The sequence below is a fragment of the Enterococcus sp. AZ103 genome (genome assembly GCF_051714685.1).
Taxonomy (GTDB): domain Bacteria; phylum Bacillota; class Bacilli; order Lactobacillales; family Enterococcaceae; genus Enterococcus_A; species Enterococcus_A alishanensis.
In genome coordinates, this window is sequence record NZ_JBIOSI010000001.1 from 1317211 (window position 1) to 1339317 (window position 22107).

General features: G+C 34.8%; 20 protein-coding genes. 16 read left to right on the forward strand and 4 right to left on the reverse strand.

All coding sequences use genetic code 11. From position 1 onward, the window contains the following. Positions 1-130 precede the first annotated feature (130 nt). The 5 genes from ID741_RS06770 to ID741_RS06790 all read left to right on the forward strand — a co-directional run bounded on the left by ID741_RS06770 (position 131) and on the right by ID741_RS06790 (position 8670). Positions 131-3499 (forward strand): MucBP domain-containing protein, encoded by a 3369-nt coding sequence (locus ID741_RS06770; protein ID WP_438719472.1) that lies wholly within the window; start codon positions 131-133, stop codon positions 3497-3499. 582 nt (positions 3500-4081) lie between these two features. Beyond that, complete coding sequence (locus ID741_RS06775; protein ID WP_218326332.1) at positions 4082-5272, forward strand: glycine C-acetyltransferase; 1191 nt, start codon at positions 4082-4084, stop codon at positions 5270-5272. Between the two features lie 53 nt (positions 5273-5325). Then, the gene (locus tag ID741_RS06780) at positions 5326-6327 is read left to right on the forward strand and encodes an NAD-dependent epimerase/dehydratase family protein (protein WP_438719473.1); all 1002 of its coding nucleotides are present in this window, start codon (positions 5326-5328) and stop codon (positions 6325-6327) included. A 257-nt stretch (positions 6328-6584) separates the two neighbouring features. Further along, a complete protein-coding gene (locus tag ID741_RS06785) occupies positions 6585-7937 on the forward strand; it encodes an APC family permease (RefSeq protein ID WP_438719474.1) in 1353 nt (450 codons plus the stop codon). 184 nt (positions 7938-8121) lie between these two features. Further along, the gene (locus ID741_RS06790) at positions 8122-8670 is read left to right on the forward strand and encodes an ECF-type riboflavin transporter substrate-binding protein (protein WP_218326329.1); all 549 of its coding nucleotides are present in this window, start codon (positions 8122-8124) and stop codon (positions 8668-8670) included. A 90-nt stretch (positions 8671-8760) separates the two neighbouring features. Here the strand turns inward: ID741_RS06790 and ID741_RS06795 are convergent, their stop codons facing one another. Next, a complete protein-coding gene (locus tag ID741_RS06795; protein WP_438719475.1) occupies positions 8761-9201 on the reverse strand; it encodes an acyl-CoA thioesterase in 441 nt (146 codons plus the stop codon). 3 nt (positions 9202-9204) lie between these two features. Next, entirely contained in the window at positions 9205-10038 is an 834-nt protein-coding gene (locus tag ID741_RS06800) for an NAD(P)H-hydrate dehydratase (RefSeq protein ID WP_438719476.1), read from the reverse strand. Between the two features lie 104 nt (positions 10039-10142). Here ID741_RS06800 and pepV point away from each other — a divergent pair, with 104 nt between their 5' ends. Next, on the forward strand, positions 10143-11552 hold the full coding sequence (pepV, locus tag ID741_RS06805; RefSeq protein WP_438719477.1) for a dipeptidase PepV: 1410 nt from the start codon (positions 10143-10145) through the stop codon (positions 11550-11552). A gap of 22 nt (positions 11553-11574) precedes the next feature. Here the strand turns inward: pepV and ID741_RS06810 are convergent, their stop codons facing one another. Beyond that, positions 11575-11925 (reverse strand): hypothetical protein, encoded by a 351-nt coding sequence (locus ID741_RS06810; RefSeq protein WP_438719478.1) that lies wholly within the window; start codon positions 11923-11925, stop codon positions 11575-11577. A gap of 137 nt (positions 11926-12062) precedes the next feature. Here ID741_RS06810 and ID741_RS06815 point away from each other — a divergent pair, with 137 nt between their 5' ends. The 4 genes from ID741_RS06815 to ytpR all read left to right on the forward strand — a co-directional run bounded on the left by ID741_RS06815 (position 12063) and on the right by ytpR (position 14214). Then, entirely contained in the window at positions 12063-12380 is a 318-nt protein-coding gene (locus ID741_RS06815; protein WP_218326323.1) for a thioredoxin family protein, read from the forward strand. A gap of 10 nt (positions 12381-12390) precedes the next feature. Further along, positions 12391-12849 carry a universal stress protein gene (locus ID741_RS06820; RefSeq protein WP_218326321.1) on the forward strand — a complete coding sequence of 153 codons (459 nt, stop codon included), beginning with the start codon at positions 12391-12393 and terminating at the stop codon, positions 12847-12849. 41 nt (positions 12850-12890) lie between these two features. After that, positions 12891-13532: an endonuclease III domain-containing protein gene (locus tag ID741_RS06825; RefSeq protein WP_438719479.1), complete on the forward strand. Its 642-nt coding sequence runs from the start codon at positions 12891-12893 to the stop codon at positions 13530-13532. A 70-nt stretch (positions 13533-13602) separates the two neighbouring features. Beyond that, positions 13603-14214: a YtpR family tRNA-binding protein gene (gene ytpR, locus ID741_RS06830; protein WP_438719480.1), complete on the forward strand. Its 612-nt coding sequence runs from the start codon at positions 13603-13605 to the stop codon at positions 14212-14214. A 158-nt stretch (positions 14215-14372) separates the two neighbouring features. On the opposite strand, the gene ID741_RS06835 is transcribed toward ytpR, so the two are convergent. Then, complete coding sequence (locus tag ID741_RS06835; RefSeq protein WP_438719481.1) at positions 14373-15665, reverse strand: S1C family serine protease; 1293 nt, start codon at positions 15663-15665, stop codon at positions 14373-14375. A gap of 342 nt (positions 15666-16007) precedes the next feature. On the opposite strand from ID741_RS06835, the gene rlmH reads away from it, so the two are divergent. The 6 genes from rlmH to ID741_RS06865 all read left to right on the forward strand — a co-directional run bounded on the left by rlmH (position 16008) and on the right by ID741_RS06865 (position 21846). After that, positions 16008-16487 (forward strand): 23S rRNA (pseudouridine(1915)-N(3))-methyltransferase RlmH, encoded by a 480-nt coding sequence (gene rlmH / locus ID741_RS06840; protein WP_438719483.1) that lies wholly within the window; start codon positions 16008-16010, stop codon positions 16485-16487. 215 nt (positions 16488-16702) lie between these two features. After that, the gene (locus ID741_RS06845; RefSeq protein ID WP_438719484.1) at positions 16703-17536 is read left to right on the forward strand and encodes a PRD domain-containing protein; all 834 of its coding nucleotides are present in this window, start codon (positions 16703-16705) and stop codon (positions 17534-17536) included. Between the two features lie 29 nt (positions 17537-17565). Continuing rightward, entirely contained in the window at positions 17566-17883 is a 318-nt protein-coding gene (locus ID741_RS06850; protein ID WP_438719485.1) for a PTS lactose/cellobiose transporter subunit IIA, read from the forward strand. A 36-nt stretch (positions 17884-17919) separates the two neighbouring features. Next, positions 17920-19626 carry a lactose-specific PTS transporter subunit EIIC gene (locus ID741_RS06855; protein ID WP_438719486.1) on the forward strand — a complete coding sequence of 569 codons (1707 nt, stop codon included), beginning with the start codon at positions 17920-17922 and terminating at the stop codon, positions 19624-19626. Next, positions 19627-21033, forward strand: a complete 1407-nt coding sequence (gene lacG / locus ID741_RS06860) for a 6-phospho-beta-galactosidase (RefSeq protein WP_438719488.1) — start codon at positions 19627-19629, stop codon at positions 21031-21033. A 294-nt stretch (positions 21034-21327) separates the two neighbouring features. Beyond that, a complete protein-coding gene (locus ID741_RS06865; RefSeq protein ID WP_438719490.1) occupies positions 21328-21846 on the forward strand; it encodes a DUF1456 family protein in 519 nt (172 codons plus the stop codon). The last annotated feature ends 261 nt before the right edge of the window (positions 21847-22107 follow it).

The following is a 22107-nucleotide window of genomic DNA, read 5'->3' on the forward strand; positions in this document are numbered from 1 at the left end:
TAATAACATAAATAGTTTTTAAATTGTTGTTTTTGGTTTGATAATACAAATATTTATAAAAAATGTTTTACATTATATAATTAATTAATGAAAAAATTTAAAAATAAATAATTTGTATGAGGTGAGAACAATGAAGAAGTGGACAATAGTACTTAGCGTATGGCTGAGTATAATTTTTATAGGAGGATTTTCGAAGAAAGCGCTTGGTGCGCCTGTTAATTCAATCGATCAGTTAGAAAGCGCTGTAAATAATGCGAAAGGTAATGAGACGATTACTTTGAGTGAGAGTTTTCCAGAAGTAATTGATCGAACAATTAAACTAAAAGAAACAGCCAATCAAATAATAATCGATGGAAATGGACAAACTTTTAAAACTGAACTTGGAAAAAATGTTGAAATATTTTCCTATGGTAGTGGCAATGGCAATGCGACATCTACTTTGACACTACAAAATATGAAGCTTGTGGGAAATGATACTTCCGATAGAAGTAAGGCTCTATCTACTAATGATTATTCGGGAACATTTATTTTAGATAACGTATTAATTGATAGTTTCAATGGAGGAGGACATGGAGGGGCAATTTATTTGTCTGCTGATACTATTATTAAAAATTCTACTATCTCGAATAATCAACAACTAGATCATGGTTATTCAGGCGGAGCGATTGGAACAAAAGATGGCTTTAGCAAAAAAGTTGAAATAACAAATACTAAATTTATCAATAATTGTACACCAGATGTTCATGGAGCAAGTGTCGGTGGTGAAGGTGGTGCTATTCATTTTCACCAACCAACAGCTAGTGCGGTAATTGAACTAACGGACAATTACTTTGAAGGGAATTCCGCAGCAAAAGATGTAGATGCCAATAATGATAAATCTCTTTTAGCTGATGGAGGTGCCATTTCTTTTTGGAATATAAAAAAAGGAGTAACTATAGATTTAGAAGGGAATACTTTTGCAAATAATATTGCTGGAGATGACGGCGGAGCGATATTAATTCAAGCAACTGAAACTATAAGTAGTGGAATATCATTAAAAAATAATACCTTTTACGGTAATAAAGCATTGGGGAAAGATTCTGGATCTAATAGTGGTGGTGCTATTCAGGTTTTTACAACAGGATTTTTGCGTGTGTCGTATGTCGAGTATATTAATAATAATTTCATTAACAATTTTGCTACCCATGATGGTGGTGCAATTGGCAATAGTGGTGGTGCTGGTGGGAGCTCAGCAGGTAAATTTTCAAATAATTTATTTGTTGGAAATATTTCAAATTCATCACAACTAGACGATAAAGGAAATAATATTGCAGGTTCTTCTTCAGAGTCTAAGAAAGATTCAAATGTCGGATTTGCTGATAATAAAGTTAAAATGAAAGACGTCTTTGGTTTTGACACAATGAACCTTTCTGAAAACTATAGTACAGTTATGGCTGGAGCAACAGTTGATGGATCGGCAGCAATTATCCCAACAATACCAATTGCTCCTGAAAAAGCAGCTGATGACAAAATCGATAATTTTGTAACTGGAATTGATTCTGTATTGGATCAAAGAAATCGACCACGACCAAGTGAAACAGATATTAATACTAACGGCTTAAAATCAGATATTGGAGCTGTGGAAATCAATTGGGTTAAATACGATGCTAATGGTGGCACATTTGAAATGAATAATGAATTAACTTCCTATGATGGAAAAATTTATTATGAAGGTGCCAATCCAACTGAGTATTATCAAGTTGGTTACGATAAACTATCAGAAACAGTTGTAGATGGAAAAAATACACTCAGTGCCACTCCTGATGATCCTGAGTCAGAATTTTTGGGTTGGTCAAAATATAAAAATGCAACAGAACCAGATGAAGGATTAGAAGCTGGGACAACAATCACGATACAAAAAGGTAATGAAATCTTGTATGCTGTTTATCAAAAGAAAGCTGCTGCAGATGTTACGGTTCGGTATATTGAGATAAATGAAGATGGAGATGAAGTTCAAGAATTAGGTAAAAAAATTCTAAAAGGGAACATTGGTGGAGAGTATAAAGCACCATTCCAAGAATTTGAAGGTTATAGATTAACAGAAATCAGAGATAGTGAAGGAAATATAACTCAAACACCGACAGGAGTATTCACTGATGAACCGCAAACCATTATTTTTAAATATCGTAAAGAAAAGTCTTCAAAAGGTACGGTATTAGTTCATCATGAAGACGAGTCTGGAAAACCAATAGCGAAATCTGAAGTTCAAACGGGAGAAGTGAACGCACCATATACTACCTCTGCTAAATCAATTAGTGGACATACTTTAAAAACAACACCAGCTAATGCAAAGGGCTCTTTTACTGATGGAGTGATTGAAGTTACTTATGTTTATAGTAAAGACCCAGTCGGTCAAGGAAAAGTGATTGTGAAATATCAAGATGAAGCTGGTAATAATCTTTTGCCAGATGGTAGAGAATCGATTGAGTTAACTGGAGATATTGATAGTGTTTATGCAGCTGAATTGAAAGAGTTTGAAGGATATACTATAAAGACAATTCCTGATAATTTTTCTGGTCTATTTACAGATAAAGAACAAGAAGTAATTTTAGTGTATAGAAAAGGTGAAGCTGGTCAAAGAAACGGTGTAGTATTGGTTCACTACGTAGATGAACAAGGTAATCCCCTGGTAAAAAGTGAAGCAACTCTAGGTGAAATTGACGAACCATACACTACTAATCCTAAAACAATTTCAGGATATGAAGTAGTGAACCGAATACCAACTAATTATCGAGGCACGTACAGAGACGGAATCATTACTGTCACTTATGTATACAAAAAAACAGCCATTGAAACTGGGAATGTTACTTATCATTATCAAGATCAAGCCGGTAATAAATTAGCAGATCCAAAAATAATTTCTGGAGAAGTAGGTGCGAGCTATCCGGGAGCAAATGATAGCATCTTACGAAATTTTGATGGCTATTATTTAACAGATATCGAAGGAGAATATGCTGGCTTATTCACTGTAGAAGACAAGAAGGTAACTTTAATTTATGCTAAACAAACTGTTCCGACAATTAATCAAGGTCTAGTCATTGCTAAATATCAAGATGAAAATGGCAATGAAATAGATGATACAGTCTTTTCTTTAGGAGATATCGGTAGCGACTATACAACTGAACAGAAAAAAATTGATGATTATACTTTTAAAGAAGTCAAAGGAAATCCGATAGGAAAGTATATCGACGAAACTATTACAGTAACTTATGTTTACACAAAAAATACTGAAGTTGGCGGCGGAGTAACTGGAACGAATAACACTGGTACCACAAGCAGAGGTAGTACCTTACCTGTGACCAGTAGCGGCAATAATGCAACTACTAAAAATTTACCACAAACTGGTGAGAGTAAAAGAATGGCTACAATTTTAACCATTATAGGAGTAATTGTCCTAGCTGGGGTGGCTTTTATCGTATATCGTCGTAGAGAGCAATCAAACGTATCGTCTAAAGACTAGAGATAGTTTTTAGACGATTTTTTGTGAAAACATTCAAGAATCTTATCAATCGCATCAATTAAATCAATAATTTGTGAGAAATTTTTCCACTAAAATGAGAGAATGGAAACGATTTATAAAAAAATCGGTTTTATTTATATTGATTTAGAAATAAGAATGAAAAAAATTTTTTTGTGAGGTATTAAACGATTAAAATCTGTTTATTATCGATAAATAAGTAGCTTAAACAGGGGAATACTTTGCAATAATCTAATAAAAGATTTATTAATTGTGAATAAAAAAACTTTGTAATTGCAAGAAAAATATTTTGATTTTAAGGTTTTTGTTGATTAAATCATAATGAAAGATAGACGTAAATTTACTGAAGAATTGATTTAAATTAAAATTTTTTTCATCAAAATTATAATTCAAACAATTTGAGGTGAGATTAATTGAAAACGTTAACAACCAGTTATATACTAAGCATGTAATCAAATGAAAGCGGTAATATCAATCATTCTTGCCCATATTAAGAATTATAAAAATTTATAATATAACAGAATGAGAAATATTTACACTTTCAAATTAATGGGAGGAATTATAATGAGTTCAAAAGTACTTGATCAGTTCTTAGAAACAAACTTGAATGACCTAAAAGAAAAAGGTTTGTTCAACACAATTGACGTGTTAGAAGGAGCAAATGGTCCAGTTATTACTGTTAACGACAAAAAAATGATCAACTTAGCTTCTAATAACTATCTAGGATTTGCTACAAATCCTGAAATCGTTGAAGCTGATGTTGAAGCAACTGAACATTACGGAGCTGGTGCTGGTGCGGTTCGTACAATTAACGGAACTTTAGATATCCACCAAAAATTAGAAGAAAAAATTGCTGAGTTTAAAGGAACTGAAGCTGCAATTGCTTTCCAATCAGGTTTCAACTGTAACATGGGTGCCATTTCAGCAGTAATGAAAAAAGGCGATGCAATTTTATCAGATGAATTAAATCATGCATCTATTATTGATGGCTGTCGTTTATCTGGAGCAAAAATTATCCGTGTAAACCATCAAGATATGGCAGATTTAGATGCTAAAGCAAAAGAAGCGACTGAAAGTGGCGAATACAACAAAGTAATGTACATCTCTGACGGTGTATTCTCAATGGACGGCGATGTTGCGAAAATTCCTGAAATCGTTGAAATTTGCGAAAAATACAATGTTATCACTTATATTGATGATGCTCATGGTACAGGTGTTATGGGTCATGGTCACGGAACAGTTAAACATTTTGACATGCAAGATCACATTGACTTCCAAATGGGTACTTTATCAAAAGGTATCGGCGTTGTCGGTGGATACGTTGCCGGCTCTAAACAATTAATTACTTGGTTGAAATCTCAAGCACGTCCATTCTTATTCTCAACTTCATTAACACCAGGAGCTGCAGGTGCTTGTATTAAAGCGATTGATTTAATCGAAACACATCCTGAATTTGTTGATAAATTATGGGATAACGCTAACTACTTCAAACAAGAATTAAAACGTATCGGTTATGATATTGGCGTTTCAGAAACACCAATCACACCAGTAATTGTGGGCGACGAAAAAGTTGCACAAGAATTTTCTAAAAAATTATTAGAAAACGGTGTATACGTTAAACCAATCGTATTCCCAACTGTGCCATTAGGAACAGGTCGTGTTCGTAACATGCCAAATGCTGGACATACAAAAGAAATGTTAGACGAAGCAATCACTGTTTACGAAAAAGTAGGTAAAGAATTAGGAATCATCTAAAAAAAGGTAAAAAGTTTCACACTATAAAATGTTATTCAGAAAGGGAGAACAACATGAAAAAAGTAATGATTACCGGAGCATTAGGACAAATTGGATCAGAATTAGCTGAAAGATTACGTCGCGACTTAGGTGTAGATAATGTAATCGCAACAGATATCCGTAAACCTGAAAATAACCCAACAGTTGAAAATGGACATTTTGAAGTATTAGATGTTCAAGACTATGATAAATTCTTAGAAATTGCTAAAACAAATAAAGTAGACACAATTATTCACTTAGCAGCTTTACTTTCAGCAACTGCTGAACAACGTCCTGCTTTTGCATGGAATTTAAATATGGGCGGATTAATGAAGGCATTAGAAGTTGCTCGTGAAGTAGGGGAAGGAACTAAATTCTTCGCTCCTTCATCTATCGCAGCATATGGTCCAGATGCACAACCAGATAACACACCTCAAGATACTGTTATGCATCCAACAACTATGTATGGTGTAACAAAAGTTTCTGGTGAAATGTTAGAAAATTATTACCACGATAAATATGGTGTAGATACTCGTTCCGTACGTTTCCCTGGTTTGATTTCTTATAAAGTTGAACCTGGTGGCGGTACTACTGACTACGCTGTAGATATTTATTATGAAGCATTGAAAAACAAATCTTACAAATCATTCATCGACAAAGGTACTTACATGGATATGATGTACATGGACGATGCAATCGATGCAATCGTTAAGTTGATGAACGCTGATCCTTCTCGTTTGGTTCACCGTAATGCCTTCAATATTACTGCAATGGCATTTGAACCAGAACAAATCGCAGCTTCAATCAAACGTCGTATTCCAGACTTTGAAATGGGCTATGATGTAGATCCAGTTCGTCAAGGAATTGCAAACTCTTGGCCAAATGCGATTGATGCTACAGATGCGAAAACAGAATGGGACTTCTCACCTAACTATGATTTAGATAAAATGACTGACGAAATGTTAGTAAGACTTTCTAAAAAATTCGCTGAAGAAGGCGTAGAAACTAAAGTATCATTTGATACAGTTGAAAGCTAATTCACTAGTTTAACAGAAACATCACAAGTTAAGAATGTCAGGAAGGTAACATTAGAAAAAGGTAAATGTTAAAAATAACATTCACCTTTTTCTGCCTTCATGGTAGAATAAGCGAGGAATAAAAATAACGTACTAGAGATACATATTTTAGAATAGAACTTCTGAAGGATGGCAAAAAAAGCTAGTTTATTTTTATTATTCCAAAACAAGTTAAGAAGTGCACAAGTAGAGGTGCGTACTTCTGAAGGAGGAGAAAAATGGCTTCAAACGAGAACAATACAGCTACTCCAAATGGCGGCGGCGAATTACAACGGACGATGACTTTCTTCCCAGCACTTTCGACAGTTATGGGAACGGTAATCGGAGCCGGCGTATTCTTTAAGGCAGCCAGCGTAGCACAAAATACAGGGTCAACAAGTATGGTTATGCTTTCGTGGTTCTTGGGAGGATTAATTAGTGTCTGTGCTGGATTAACTGGGGCAGAACTAGCAGCAGCTATTCCTGAAACAGGCGGTATGTTACGTTATATCGAACGAGCATACGGAAAATTTGCAAGTTTCTTACTAGGTTGGGCACAAGTTATTATTTATTTCCCAGCTAACGTAGCGGCATTATCTATTATTTTTGGTACACAATTTAAGAACTTATTCGGTTTATCAGATGGGACTGTAGTTCCAATTGCAATCGTCGCTGCGATTTCAATTATGTTAATCAACTTTTTAGGCTCAAAAGCCGGTGGTATGCTTCAATCAGTTACTTTAGTATGTAAACTATTGCCACTTGCTGCAATCGTAATCTTTGGGTTATTGCGCCAAGGAGATGTTTCAGTTAGCTTGTTCCCAGTTCAAGCTGGCGCAAGTGCTGGTGGTTTTGCTCCTGCATTAGGTGCTGGTTTACTAGCAACAATGTTTGCTTATGATGGCTGGATTCACGTAGGTAACATTGCTGGAGAATTGAAAAATCCTGCCCGTGACTTACCTCGAGCAATCGCTGGTGGTATCTTAGGGATCATGGTTGTTTATTTATTAGTAAACTTTGCTTATCTACGTACTTTGCCAATTGATCAATTAGCAGGTAATGAAAATGCATCAATGGAAGTTGCCGGTAGAATCTTTGGCGGCATGGGCGGTAAAATTGTAACTATTGGTATTTTAATTTCTGTATATGGAACAATTAATGGTTATACTATGACAGGTATGCGTCTTCCTTACACAATGGGTAAAGAAAAAACATTACCATTCTCTAACCAACTATCTAAATTAAACAAAAACTCAGTTCCTTATATTGCGGGTGTTTTAGAATTAATTATTGCTATCATCATGATGCTAGTTGGTGGTTTCGATATGTTAACAGATATGTTGATTTTCGTAATCTGGATTTTCTACACACTAGTATTTATTGCAGTTATCAAACTTAGAAAAACTGAGCCAGATTTGGTTCGCCCGTACAAAGTACCTTTATACCCAGTTATTCCAATTATTGCTATTTTAGGTGGCTTGTTCATCTTAGTAATGACCTTACTTACTCAATTCACATTAGCAATGATCGGTATCTTAATAACTGCAATCGGTATTCCTTTCTACTTCTTCATGCAAAGTAAAAATAAATAATTGATTCAATTGACTGAAGTAGCTTTTTAGCTGCTTCGGTTTTTTTATGTTTCAAATAGTTTTCATTGCATTTTGAAAGTTAACATTATAATATGGTTAGTGATTCCTTTGCAATCTTAATATAATTATTAATCGAAATTATTTCATCTTAAGTAGGAGTCAATCATATTTTAGGAGGAAGAAAATGAATAAAGGTTTTTCAGTTAAAACAATTGTTGCGATCGGAATTGGCGCGGCAGTATTTGTTATTTTAGGACGTTTTGTTACAATTCCAACCGGTATTCCTAATACGAATTTACAAACAACATATCCTTTCTTAGCTTTGATGTCTGTTTTATTTGGTCCAATTGCAGGTGGTTTGATTGGGCTAATTGGTCACACACTCGTTGATTTTACAACTTATGGTCCTTGGTGGAGTTGGATTATTTGTTCAGGTGTGATGGGAATTATTTTTGGTTTAGCTGGTCGTAAAATTGATTTGCAGCATGGTGTTTTTGGTAAAAAAGAAATGATTAGTTTTAATATTTTCCAAATTATCGGAAACGTTGCCGTTTGGGCAGTTTTAGCACCAATTTTAGATATTTTAATTTATAGCGAACCTGCTAATAAAGTATTCACCCAAGGAATTGTTTCTGCAATCTTAAATGCTCTATCAGTAGCAATTATTGGAACAATTATTATGAAAGCTTATGCAGCGACGCAAACAAAACAAGGTAGTTTGACAAAAGATTAATTTAAAAAGCACAAAAAGTTTAATGTACCGACCCTAAAAATGTTAGATTTTTGGGGGCGATACATTAGTTAAAAACTTTTTTGTGCTTTTTTATTTGCCGGTTTCATTTTTGGTTAAATCAAAATAGGTTTCAAATAATTGATGCAAGTCAGGTTGTGATTTCTTAAGTTGTACTAAACGATTAGTTTCGTAAGACATAAAGCAATGTTGACTGGTTCCAGTTGTGACTAACTTATCATTTTTAAAAATTTGATATTCAAAATTTAAGCGCGTCCCCGTATATTTACTGACATATGGCTGAATGATAATCTCATCACCAAAGTAAACCATCTCCTTATAATTGCAACTCACTCCTAAAACAGGTACCATGATGCCCATTTCTTCAATTTTTTCAAAAGGATACCCTAAAAAAGTTAGGACGTCGACACGGGCCTCTTCAAACCAGCGAATGTAGTTGGAGTGATGGATAATCCCCATTTTGTCAGTTTCATAATAAAAAGGTTTGCGTGGATAGCCAGGATATTTTTCCATTGTTTAGTTCCTTTCTGTGGCGTATTTTTTCATATATTTTGGTAACTCACGGCTAATATTGGTGGGCAAAACAACATAATTATCTACTGCTAAGTCATCAGCAATTTTGCTATGAAGATAAACAGCCGCTGCAATTGTTTCCGTATTTTTTTCAAATTGGGCTAAAAAGCCAGCAATCATACCTGCTAAAGTGTCACCCATTCCACCAGTCGCCATAGCTGGATTACCGGCTGTATTGTGATAGATTTCTTTTCCATCATAAATCTTGGTGCGATGACTTTTTAAAACAATAGTTGCTTGGAGAGCTTGTTGTTTAATTAGATTATTTGCGTCATCTTGTTGAGCTATAGGTAAACCACTCAATCGTTGCCACTCCATTTGATGAGGGGTAAAAACTGTGTGTTCTGGATAATTTAAGGCCAAAGTATGATTAGCAAATAAGGTAATCGCCGAGCCATCAATAATTAGCCACTGATTTTCTTTTTGCTTGCTTAAAATTTCTGATAATAGTGCCAAACTTTCATATTCAAGACCTAATCCGGGACCAATTAAGATGACGTCTGTCTTAGCTAATAATTCTTTTTGCAAAGAAATTTCTCGAAAGTTTAGAACCATTGCTTCTGGCAGTCTGGTGTGTAAGGCACTGTGATTTTTTTCATCGGTCACAACAGTCACTAGACCTGCACCTGATTGCAGACAACTTTCAGCACTCATGATAATGGCGCCACCATATTGTCGGTTGCCGCCAAGTAATAATGCTCGCCCGTAAGTTCCTTTGTGGGAATCGGCCGCTCTTTTTTTGATAACTTCAGTTAAAATATCTTCAGTTATATTCAAAAATATCCACCTTCTTTCTACCCTCTCATTATACCAGAGTTATCAGTTTTCAATTAAAATCGAAAGTGCTATCATTAAATTGACATCAAGAAGGAGGAACTTTCATGAGTATTGATTGGAAAAAAGAAGTTGAGGCACGTAAGACAGATTTATTTGCTGATTTAAATGAATTATTACGGGTGAAAAGTGAACGAGATGACAATCTTGCAACAAAAGAAGCACCCTTTGGTCCTGGTCCTAAAGAAGCTTTAGAAAAAGTTTTAGCGATGGCTGAACGAGATGGCTTTGCAACTAAAAATGTTGATAACTATGCAGGTCACATTGACTATGGTGAAGGTGATGAAACTTTAGGTATTTTTGCTCACGTTGATGTCGTGCCAGCTGGTGAAGGTTGGGATACAGATCCTTATGAACCAGTAGTAAAAGATGGAAAACTTTTTGCTCGGGGCTCTAGTGATGATAAAGGTCCAACAATCGCGGCTTATTATGGAATGAAAATAATTAAAGAATTAGGCTTACCAGTTTCTAAAAAAATTCGTTTTGTTGTCGGAACGGATGAAGAAAGTGGCTGGGCTGATATGGATCACTACTTTGAAAAAGAACCAAAACCAGATTTTGGTTTCTCACCGGATGCTGAATTTCCAATGATTAATGGAGAAAAAGGCAATGTAACTATGATTCCTCATTTTGATGGGACAAATGGCACAAGCTATGTATTGGTGAATTTCGATGCAGGCCTACGTCAAAATATGGTACCAGGAAATGCTAAGGCGATTGTCAAAGTTTTGGATAATACTGAAGCTGCTAAATTAGCACATGAATTTGAAGATTATGTGATTAATAATCCAGTTAGTGGAACTGCAAGTGTGGATGGCAATTACGTTACATTAGACTTAGAAGGAAAAGCTGCCCACGGTGCAAGCCCGCAATTAGGGACCAATGCCGGAACATTTTTAGCCGTCTTTTTAAATAATTTTGACTTTGATGGTGGTGCCAAAGCCTTTATCGATTATTCTGCTAAATATATTCATGAAGATGTTTATGGTAAAAAATTAGGTGTTGCTTTCCGTGATCCTAAAATGGGTGAGGTAACAATGAATGCCGGAATCTTTAGCTTCAAAGATGGCGAAAAAGATAATTATATTACCTTGAATTTCCGTTATCCAAAAGGAACAACAGCGGACGCAATCAAAGGGAAACTAGCAGACTTATTTGGTAAGGATGCAAAAGTAACGCAAGATGGCCATCATATGTTGCCACATTATACACCGTTAACGGATCCATTAGTTGCGAATTTAATGGCTACTTTTGAAGATCATACTGGTCTAAAAGGAGAAGAAAAAATTATTGGTGGCGGCACATTTGGTCGTTTATTAGAACGCGGCGTGGCTTACGGCGCTCAATTCCCAGGCTATACCGATACGATGCACCAAGCCAACGAATTTATGCCAGTTGAAGATATTTTACGGGCAACAGCAATTTATGCAGATGCCATTTATCGTTTGGTGAAATAAAGAAAAAAAGCTATGCCTTGGTTTAATCCAAAGCATAGCTTTCTTGTTGTGCACGATTAATTGAAAGTACAGTACCGGTTTTAGCATCTGCTAAAAATTCATACGCAACTAAAGTACCATCTTCAATTCGAGTGATGCCGCCTTCAACCGTTTCAATGTTGATTGCAAAGCGTTGCATCGGTTTGGTTTCAAAAGAAATCCAAGATCCTTCAATCGGACCTTCATTGGTAAATGAGTGTTTTACTTTGTTTAAAATTGCATCTGGAGATAAGTTTTGTTTATTACTATACCAGCGAGTACCAACAACGCCTAAAGCGAGTCCTAACGCTGAACCAATTGTTAATCCACGTGAAAATTCTTCAAAATTTGCCATCTACTCAACTCCCACTAGAAATGTTGACTTTATTTTAACATACAACCGTCTCAAACCCACGGAAAAATCGCTTTGATTATCGCTTATTTGAAAAAAAGAGTATAATTAAGGCAATAATAGAAAAGGTTGTGACGGTTATGATTATTCCTAAAAATATAGAAGAACTAGCAAGTTACGCTGAAAAAGGAAAAAATGTGTTCTTTTTTACGGCGGACTGGTGTGGAGATTGTAGTTTTATTAAACCGCAAATGCCTGAAATCGAAGCGGATTTCCCGCAATTTAACTTTATCCAAGTAGATCGCGATCAATATATTGATGTTGCAGCAGAATGGAGTATTTTTGGGATCCCTAGTTTTGTTGTCACTAATGACGGTGAAGAATTGGGTCGCTTAGTCAATAAAAATCGTAAGACAAAAGAAGAAATTAGTGGCTTCTTAAAAATGGTAGAAGGGTAGGCGAGAGCGGATGTTTGCACAAACATATCAAAATATTTTAGTTGGAACTGACGGTAGTGAGCAAGCGATGGAAGCGTTCAAAAAAGCAGTAGCAGTTGCTAAACGAAATGACGGAACTGTTTTTGTTGCAAATGTGATTGATCATCAATTATACAGTTTTATGGGCTACTCACCTTTAAATGAAAGCATTATTGATCAACAAACCGAAGATGCCAAGAAATTAATTGAAGAATGTAAACAAGTCGCTAAAGATATGGGCTATGATCGAATCGAAGGGATTGTTGCCTACGGATCGGCCAAAGAAGCGATGGCTCGTACCTTGCCAGAAAAATACGATATTGATTTAGTGATGGTAGGTCAATCTGGTTTAAACGCAGTGGAGCGATTTATGACTGGAAGCGTGGCTAGTTATACTATTAAAGAAGCGGTCTGTGATGTCTTGATCGTTCATCCAAGTGTTGAAAAATAAAGTAAAAGCTGGTGGGAGCCAGCTTTTTTAATGGAGAAAAGATGGATAAATTATTTCAACAGTTAGAAAATCATTATGGTCAACAAAAATGGTGGGATGTCCATAATCAACTTTTTTCAGTGACTGAAATGGTGTTGATTCAAAATACGAATTCACTCAATGTGGAAAAAGCGATGGTGAATTTACGTCCGTATTTAACTGATTTAGAGACGGTATTATCGTTACCAGAAGATAATTTAGCAACATTAATTCGACCTAGCGGCTATTACAAAATCAAAGCCAAAAGACTGCGGGCAGTTTATCAATGGTTAGTCGAACATTCGAAAGAAATAGTTGAAAAAATACCCACTGAAGATTTGCGAATCGAACTGTTAAATATTTATGGTATTGGTAATGAAACAGCAGATGTAATGATGCTTTATTTATATAATCGTCCCGTTTTTGTAGCAGATAATTATGCCCGACGTTTGTTCGAACGCTTAGGTTTTGGGAAAAATACAGACTACAATAAGATGCGGAATATATATCAACCAGAGGTTAATCAATGGCCAGCTAACCAAGCCAAAGAATTTCACGCGTTAATTGATGAACACTGTAAAGCGCATTGTTTGAAAAAACCTCACTGTAAAAATTGTCCGTTGTTGGAAACCTGTCAATATCCAGAAAAAGATTTGACTAGATGAAAAAAATCTCATGCACAAGCTACAGAGTTTTTGGTAAGATTATCTGTTGTATAGAGAAGGAGGATGCAAAGTGATTTTTGCTTATAATAAACAAAATGTCGGTGATACTTTAATGGTACTCATTGCAGATGATCATCAAATGGATAATATTTCTGAAAGAAAAGGCAATGTTGCCCGAATTAGTATTCCTGACGGCACAACAGTTGCTTGGAATTTCTTTGATATTTCAAGATTAATGATTTTTAAAGAAGATGGTCAACAATTTTTATCGGAAAAAGAAATTGATTTATTAAATCAAGAACTAAAAAATGCAGGTTTTGAAGAACGTTTACCTGATGATAATGAACCAAAATTTGTTGTAGGTTATGTTAAAACAAGTGTTGACCATCCAGATTCAGACCATTTACATATTACTGAAACAGAAATTGACAATGGACAAGTATTACAAATTGTCTGCGGAGCAAAAAATATTGCCGCTGGTCAAAAAGTGGTCGTAGCTAAACCTGGTGCTATGATGCCAGATGGCATGATGATTTGGCCAGGGAAATTACGGGGCATAGAAAGCTTTGGCATGATTTGTTCAGCAGCAGAATTACACTTACCTGACGCAAAAACAGGACAAGGAATTTTAGTTTTACCAGAAGATACGCCGACTGGTGAAGCGTTCCCGATTGGAAAATAGATTTTAAGAGGCTGTGACATCAGTCTTTTTACAGATAAAAAATGGTATTTAGCAGTTTTTAATGAGTGCTGTACCAATATTTTGAATCTGTTTTGGCTGATGTTGCTGCCTCTTTTTGTGAAAAAAAGAAGACCGTCAAAGGACGATCTTCAAAAAACTTATTGATTTTGATTACTTGCTGATGAAGTAAGTTGTGAAGCATCCATAGTTAATTTCGCTTCAGCTGTTTCTTCTTTTCCATCGCGATAGTAAGTAATTTTCACGGTGTCACCAATTTTATGTTTGTATAAAGCTGATTGTAATTCAACACCTGTGTCTACTTCAGTGTCACCAATTTTTGTAATGACATCATATTGTTTCAAACCAGCTTCATCAGCAGGAGTACCAGCAGTCACGTTAGCAACTACGACACCTTGAGTCACTGATTCAGGAAGATTCTTCAAGAATTGTGATTGTTGTTCGCTAGTGATATTTGCTAAATCAACCATTGAAACGCCGAGACCAGGACGACTAACAGAGCCGCTAGTTTCAATTTGATTAATTACTGAGACAACATCATTACTTGGAATGGCAAAACCAATTCCTTCAACGCTGACACTTGATTCAGTTTGAACAATTTTACTTGAGTTGATGCCGACAACTTGACCTGCTGCATTTACTAGTGGACCACCAGAGTTCCCAGGATTAATCGCTGCATCTGTTTGGATTGCATTGATATTTACTGTTTGGCCTTCTTCATTTTGACTAGTTACTTGACGATTCAATGAAGAAATAATTCCAGAAGTTACTGAATTTGCATATTGAGAACCTAAAGGAGAACCAATCGCAATCGCTGTTTCACCAACTTTTAAGTTGTCAGAATCACCAAATGTTGCTGGGGTAATATCTTTTACTTTGTCAGAATCAACTTTTAAAACAGCTAAGTCAGTATAAGAATCTGTTCCGACTAACTCAGCCGTCACTTTACTACCATCAGATAGCAATACTTCTAAACCATTTTGTCCTTCAACTACGTGATTGTTTGTTACGATATAAGCAGTATTGCCCTCAACTTTGTAAATCACACCAGAACCTTCAGAAGATTCCTCTAAATCACCACTACTATCGTTAGAATCACTTTGACTACTATTACCACTGCCAAAAATACTTGACCAATCAGAATTTGATTGCGCATTTTGTAAATTAACAACTGAAACAACTGCATCTTGTGCTTTTTCTACTGCCTCAGTAATATCTGAGCTAGAATCTACTTTTACATTACTAACTTGTGTCGATCCAGCAGAAGGCGAGCCACTCGTGTTATTCGATGAACCCAGCCCATTAGCAAAATAAAATATTCCTAAAATTACTCCTGCACCAACCACGCCCCCGGCAACACCTGTCAAAAAGCGTTTCAAGCCATTGCGGGGTTTTTTAGGACTAGGGGTAGGGATAAAATCTTTTTCTTCCATGTTTAATTTCCTCCAACTATTATTAATCTTATTTAAAGTATAGTATCTTTGTATGAGATTAGTCTACTACGTTGATTTGAACTTTTTATGAAGAAGATTGGGAAAAATTTCTGTAAATAGTAAAATAAGGTATAAATTTGTCCACAAGAGTAAGTGGAAAAACTATGAATAACTAAAAAAATCAAAACAAATAGTTATCCACAAATCTGTGGATAACGGGGATAACTCTGGGGAAAACATATGTTTGTATCCAAAAAGCTGGTAAAAAAGGTAAAATAATCCAAAATTTTGTGGATAAGCCTGTGATTAATGTGGATAAAAAAGTGGAAAAGAGGAGACAAAATGAATATCAAAATTATTTCAGTGGGGAAACTAAAAGAAAAATACTTAATTCAAGGAATTGCCGAATACACCAAACGACTATCTAAATACGCCAAAATTGAGTTAATTGAAGTACCCGACGAAAAAGCACCAGAAAAACTAAGTGATGCAGAAATGCGTCAAGTCAAAGAAAAAGAAGGCCAACGAATCTTAGCCAAAATAAAAGAGCAAGAATACGTCTACGCCCTAGCAATAGAAGGAAAAAATCCCAGCAGCGAAAGCTTTGCTGCCGAAATCGATCGCCTACAAGTCAGCGGCAAAAGCCAATTTGTCTTTGTCATCGGCGGATCACTAGGCTTAAGCCAAGAAGTAGTCAAAAGAAGTAATACTCAAATTTCGTTTGGTAAAATGACTTATCCCCATCAATTGATGCGCTTGATTTTAGTTGAGCAGATTTATCGGGCTTTTCGGATTAATTTTGGGGAGCCTTATCATAAGTGAAAAAGGCAATAATTATGCAATATACAAACAAAATCAAACAAAAATCAATAAAATGCAACAAGAAAAGGTTTACAAGATTAAAATGCTGTGCTAATATAAATTTAAATTTAATACCAGTGGATTGTTACTATTCAATTAGGCAAAAACCGCAAATGACTGAGGGATAGCTCTCTGTCGTTTTGCGGTTTTTTTATTTCTTAAAGGAGGGGTGAAAGTTGTATCGAGTCGTTCAAGTTTTAAATAATAACGTAGCAATTGTCAAAAATCAGTTTGATGAACAATCAATAGCAATGGGCAAAGGACTGGTTTTTCAAAAAAAGAAAGGTGATTTAATTACTGAGGAAGCTATTCAAAATTTATTTGTTTTAAAAAATGATGAATCTAAAGAAAACCTTTATACGTTGCTAAAAGATGTACCTTTAGATTTTATTACTACAACCTATGAGATCATCGATAATGCCATAAAAAAATATAATTATCCTGTTCAAGAATATATTTATGTCACTTTAACCGATCATATTTTTTGGGGTTATCAACGGTTAATAAAGAACGAATATCAAAGAAGTTTGCTACCAGAAATGGAAGGACAATATCCAGTGGAGTATGCGATTGCTAAAGATGCTTTGATGATTTTAAAACAGCATTTAGCGCTAGACTTTCCTAAAGAAGAAATCAAAAGTATTGCACTACATTTCATCAATGCTAAAGGTAAGACTGAAAAATATGACAAAACAAAAATTGATAAAAAGCAAATAACACTAGATGAAGTTTCAAATATTTTAGAACGAGAAAATATATCTCGCAATAATCACAATCAAAATTTTTATGATCGCTTGATGATTCATCTTCGCTATATGTTGGAAAGAGAAGAAAAAAATATTGAGCTTGATGAGTTTACAAAAAAAATGGATAAAGAATTACAACAAAATTATCCTAAAGCATACAAGATAGCTGAAGAAATTTATCAGGTCATTGTTAATAAAATGGGTGTCAAATTGAGCAGTAATGAAAAGGTTTACTTAACAATCCATATTCAAAGAATTATCTAAAAAAATATTTTAACGGAGGAATTTATATTATGAATAAAGAAGAAGTAGCTATGTTAGGTTTTGAAATTGTTGCTTATTCAGGAGATGCACGATCTAAACTATTGAATTTATTAAAAGAAGTTCGTAGTGGAAATAGTGAGAATGTCACAGAAGTCATGGAAAAAGTTGATGAACTGTTGAAATTAGCTCACGAGTCCCAAACTCAAATGTTAGCTAAAGAATCTGGAGGTGAAGAGGTAGAACTAGGATTTATTTTTGTTCATGGACAGGATCATTTAATGACGACCTTATTATTAAGAGACATTATTTTTGACATGATTGAGTTGTATAACAGAAGCGAAAAATAAAAAATACATTCAAAAAATAGGTTGGGGGAAAGAAAAATGAATAGATTAGTTGCTCAAATTGAAAAATGGAAACCCTTTTTTGAAAAGATATCCAAAAATACTTATTTAAGTGGAATAAAAAATGGATTTGTCGCATGTATGCCAATTGTTGTGTTCTCAAGTATTTTTCTGCTGATTGCTTATGTTCCTAATATTTTTAATTTTTATTGGCCTGAAGCAATTGAAGCAGTTCTTTTAAAACCGTATAACTTTACCATGGGTTTTTTAGCTGTCGGGGTTGCAGCTACTACGGCGAAGTCAGTAACAGAAAGCTTTAACCGAGATATGCCGAAAACCAATCAAATCAGTACTGTTGCGACAATGTTAGCTGCTATTTGTGGGATTTTGATGCTAGCAACTGATCCGATTGAAGGCGGAATATCGACTAGTTATCTTGGTTCAAGCGGATTATTAGCTGCATTTGTTGTGGCTTTTGTGACTAGTATTGTGTATCGCTTTTGTGTGAAACGTAATATTACTATTCGTTTACCAGAAGAAGTACCACCAAATATTTCTCAAGCTTTTAAAGATATTATTCCTTTTGGTTTTTCGATTATCATTTTTTGGTTGTTTGAATTAGGATTTAGAAATTTGACCGGTGTAAATTTTGCTCAAGGGGTCATCCAATTTTTCCAACCATTATTTACTGCAGCAGATGGATGGATTGGGTTAGCAGTAATTTACGGTGCAATGGCTTTTTTCTGGTTCATCGGAATTCATGGACCATCAATTGTCGAACCAGCTGTTTCAGCAATTTATTATGTTAATATTGCGGCCAATATTTCAACTTTCCAAGCAGGAAATCACGCTACCGATTTATTAACTCCGGGGCTACAATATTTCGTAGCCACGCTTGGAGGAACGGGCGCAACTTTTGTTGTACCTTTCCTATTCATTATCTTTGCAAAATCAAAAGCAAATAAAGCGGTCGGAAAAGCAGCAGTCATCCCTACATCTTTCGGGGTGAACGAACCAATATTATTTGGCGCACCTTTGGTATTGAATCCGGTTTTCTTTGTACCATTTATTTTAGCGCCAATTGTAAATGTATGGTTGTTTAAGGCCTTTGTTGATTTTCTTGGAATGAACAGTTTCCTGTATGTTTTGCCATGGACGTTTCCTGGACCAATTGGACTAGTGATGGGGACTGGTTTTAGCCCAATGTCCTTTGTTTTGGCAATCGCTTTAGTAGTCGTTGATGGATTGATTTATTATCCATTCTTTAAAGCTTATGATTTAGAAAAATATGAAGAAGAACAAAAAAATGAAGATCTGAATGTAGAATCTGCTTTAGATGATGTTATCACGAGTACAAATAATTTAGTCAACGTAGTTGAAGAATTGCCGAGTGAAACAGAAGATGAGGTTTCAGTATTGGTAGTTTGTGCGGGTGGTGGTACCAGTGGACTATTGGCTAATGCTTTGAATAAGGGTGCAAAAGAACATCAGATGGCTTTAACAGCAGCAGCAACATCGTGGGGTGTTCACCAAGAGATGTTACCTGATTATGATTTAGTTGTATTAGCACCACAAGTTGCTACTAATTTGCCGGATTTGAAAAAAGATACAGATCGACTAAATATTGAAGCAATTGCGACAGAAGGAAGAGAATATATTACATTAACACGTGATCCAGAAAAAGCCCTCAACTTTGTTTCAAAAATATTGAAGCAAAGAAAAAATAAACAGATGGAGGAAGTATAAATGAGCTTAAATTTACCGAAAGAATTTGTTTTTGGCGGAGCAACAGCAGCCTACCAAGTGGAAGGATCAACAAAAGTAGATGGAAAAGGTCAAGTGTGTTGGGATGTGTTACTAGAAAAAGATGGACGTTTTTCACCAGATCCAGCGAGTGATTTTTATAATCGTTATGCAGAAGACTTGCAGTTATCTCATGAATTTGGTGTCGATGCAATTCGTATCTCAATCGCTTGGTCAAGAATTTTTCCTGATGGTACTGGCGAAATCAATCCAAAAGGGGTTGAGTTTTATCATCATTTAATTGACGAATGTTTGAAACAAGGTGTAGAACCTTACGTTACTTTACATCATTTTGATACCCCCTTACCACTGCACACTTCTGGTGACTGGTTAAGTCGAAAAACAATCGATGCTTTTGAAAAGTATGCCGAGTTTTGTTTCGCTGAATATGGCAACAAAGTAAAAAAATGGATTACGATTAATGAACCTGGCTCAACAGCACAGGCGGCGTACATTATGGGGAGCTTTCCACCAAGTATCAAATATGATATTCCCAAAGCAATTCAAGCGATGCATAATCAAATGGTTGCTCATGCTCGAGTAGTAAATCTATTTAAAGAAAAAGGCTATAATGGTGAGATTGGTGTCGTGCATATTTTAGAATCTTATTATCCAGCGGATGATGCCGTTGAAAATGTTTCTGCTGCCAATAGAGGAAATGTCTTACTTAATCAATTTATGCTAGATGCATTATACAAAGGTTATTATGATAATGATACATTATTAGTGATCAATGATATCTTAGATAAAAATGATGGGGTATTAGATATTTCATCTGAAGATCTAAACGCTTTAGCTAAAGCAGCAAAATATAATGATTTTCTTGGGTTAAATTATTATCAAAGTCATTTTGTAAAACCTTTTGAAGGAGAAACATTTATTCATCATAATGGAACTGGTGATAAGGGAACAGCTGTCTTTCGTCTAAATGGTGTTTTGGAAAAAACTTATAATTCAGCAATTCCTAGAACGGATTGGGATTGGGTCATTTATCCTAAAGGCTTGTATGATATGCTACTTTATATCAAGAATAGATATGAAAACTATAAAGCTATTTATGTTACTGAAAATGGCTTAGGTTACAAAGATGAAGTCATTGATGGTAAAGTAGAAGATCAGCCTAGAATTGATTATGTTGCTCAACATTTAGCAGCGATACAAAAGGCGATTGAAGTAGGAATTAATGTAAAAGGGTACTTTATTTGGTCGCTTCAAGATATGTTTTCTTGGACAAATGGCTACAATAAACGTTATGGTTTGTTTTACGTTGACTTTGAAACCCAAGAAAGAATACCCAAAGCTAGTGCTAGTTGGTGGAAGGAACTTTCTGAAGTAACGAAAAAATTATAGATAGCAGTTAAAATTAACTATTAAAAGAGACTCGTAAAAAATAGATCAAACTAGAATAATCATCATTTAATCAGACAGCATATAAAGTGTTGTCTGATTTTTTAATTCTATAATTCTAAATACGTATTAGAAATCAAAAAATTACTTAAATAATCTTTCCCATCAATAATTATAGATTACCTAATCCATGCTACAATAACTGAAGACAAGTTTGTCAGTATTTTCGTAAATGATAGATGGTTTGCCGTATCATAATACTGATAAATGAAATATCAAATAATAAGGAGCCCCTCAATGAACAACAACGACAGATTACTACGACTAAGATATGCAATAGATATAAAAGATAATGACTTAATGAAAGCCTTTGAATTAGGTGGTTTGAATGTAACGAAAGAAGAAATGCGAGATATGTTAACTAAGGTGGGAACACCTAAAGAAAATGAAAACAATACGTATGCCAAAGCCATCAATAATGAAATGCTGGATAAATTTTTAAATGGTTTCATTATACTTAAGCGTGGTGAACAAGAGAAGAAAACAGAAGGTGTAGCACAGCCAAAAAGTAAGGATATTAAATACATCAATAATGTCCTTTTAAAGAAATTGAAAATTGCTTTGTATTTAACAAGTGATGATATGTTAGCAGTTTTTGCCGAAGCTGGCGTATATCCTTCAAAGGGAGAATTGGGTGCGATTTTGAGAAAAGAAGATCATCGTAATTTTAAACCTTGTGGAGATAAATATGCTCGCAATTTCTTAAAAGGATTAGGTATGGTCTATCGGAGTCAAGAAAATCGTAATAGTCGATGATTTTTTGTAATATAGAGGATTAAAAAATAGGCTGAATTAGTATGATACCTTAACTAAGATTTTATTATTTCTTTGTCTTAGCTGGGGTATCATATCATTTTTTATCAAAAAGTATACAAATTCTGACATGAACATTTCTAGTATTTTGTTAAAATGATAAGAACAAAAAAATACTTATTAATTTTATTTGGTAAAATGGAATATTTTTTAAAATCGTTAAAACTTGATAAGTAAATTGTTGCAGTCTAATCAATGATTTGG

What these genes read in the sequence shown, in the direction of transcription:
- ID741_RS06770 (WP_438719472.1), top strand. Translation starts at nt 131, where the DNA reads ATGAAGAAGTGGACAATAGTACTTAGCGTATGGCTGAGTATAATTTTT.
- ID741_RS06775 (WP_218326332.1), top strand. Translation starts at nt 4,082, where the DNA reads ATGAGTTCAAAAGTACTTGATCAGTTCTTAGAAACAAACTTGAATGAC.
- ID741_RS06780 (WP_438719473.1), top strand. Translation starts at nt 5,326, where the DNA reads ATGAAAAAAGTAATGATTACCGGAGCATTAGGACAAATTGGATCAGAA.
- ID741_RS06785 (WP_438719474.1), top strand. Translation starts at nt 6,585, where the DNA reads ATGGCTTCAAACGAGAACAATACAGCTACTCCAAATGGCGGCGGCGAA.
- ID741_RS06790 (WP_218326329.1), top strand. Translation starts at nt 8,122, where the DNA reads ATGAATAAAGGTTTTTCAGTTAAAACAATTGTTGCGATCGGAATTGGC.
- ID741_RS06795 (WP_438719475.1), bottom strand. Translation starts at nt 9,201, where the DNA reads ATGGAAAAATATCCTGGCTATCCACGCAAACCTTTTTATTATGAAACT.
- pepV (WP_438719477.1), top strand. Translation starts at nt 10,143, where the DNA reads ATGAGTATTGATTGGAAAAAAGAAGTTGAGGCACGTAAGACAGATTTA.
- ID741_RS06810 (WP_438719478.1), bottom strand. Translation starts at nt 11,925, where the DNA reads ATGGCAAATTTTGAAGAATTTTCACGTGGATTAACAATTGGTTCAGCG.
- ID741_RS06815 (WP_218326323.1), top strand. Translation starts at nt 12,063, where the DNA reads ATGATTATTCCTAAAAATATAGAAGAACTAGCAAGTTACGCTGAAAAA.
- ID741_RS06820 (WP_218326321.1), top strand. Translation starts at nt 12,391, where the DNA reads ATGTTTGCACAAACATATCAAAATATTTTAGTTGGAACTGACGGTAGT.
- ID741_RS06825 (WP_438719479.1), top strand. Translation starts at nt 12,891, where the DNA reads ATGGATAAATTATTTCAACAGTTAGAAAATCATTATGGTCAACAAAAA.
- ID741_RS06835 (WP_438719481.1), bottom strand. Translation starts at nt 15,665, where the DNA reads ATGGAAGAAAAAGATTTTATCCCTACCCCTAGTCCTAAAAAACCCCGC.
- rlmH (WP_438719483.1), top strand. Translation starts at nt 16,008, where the DNA reads ATGAATATCAAAATTATTTCAGTGGGGAAACTAAAAGAAAAATACTTA.
- ID741_RS06850 (WP_438719485.1), top strand. Translation starts at nt 17,566, where the DNA reads ATGAATAAAGAAGAAGTAGCTATGTTAGGTTTTGAAATTGTTGCTTAT.
- ID741_RS06855 (WP_438719486.1), top strand. Translation starts at nt 17,920, where the DNA reads ATGAATAGATTAGTTGCTCAAATTGAAAAATGGAAACCCTTTTTTGAA.
- lacG (WP_438719488.1), top strand. Translation starts at nt 19,627, where the DNA reads ATGAGCTTAAATTTACCGAAAGAATTTGTTTTTGGCGGAGCAACAGCA.
- ID741_RS06865 (WP_438719490.1), top strand. Translation starts at nt 21,328, where the DNA reads ATGAACAACAACGACAGATTACTACGACTAAGATATGCAATAGATATA.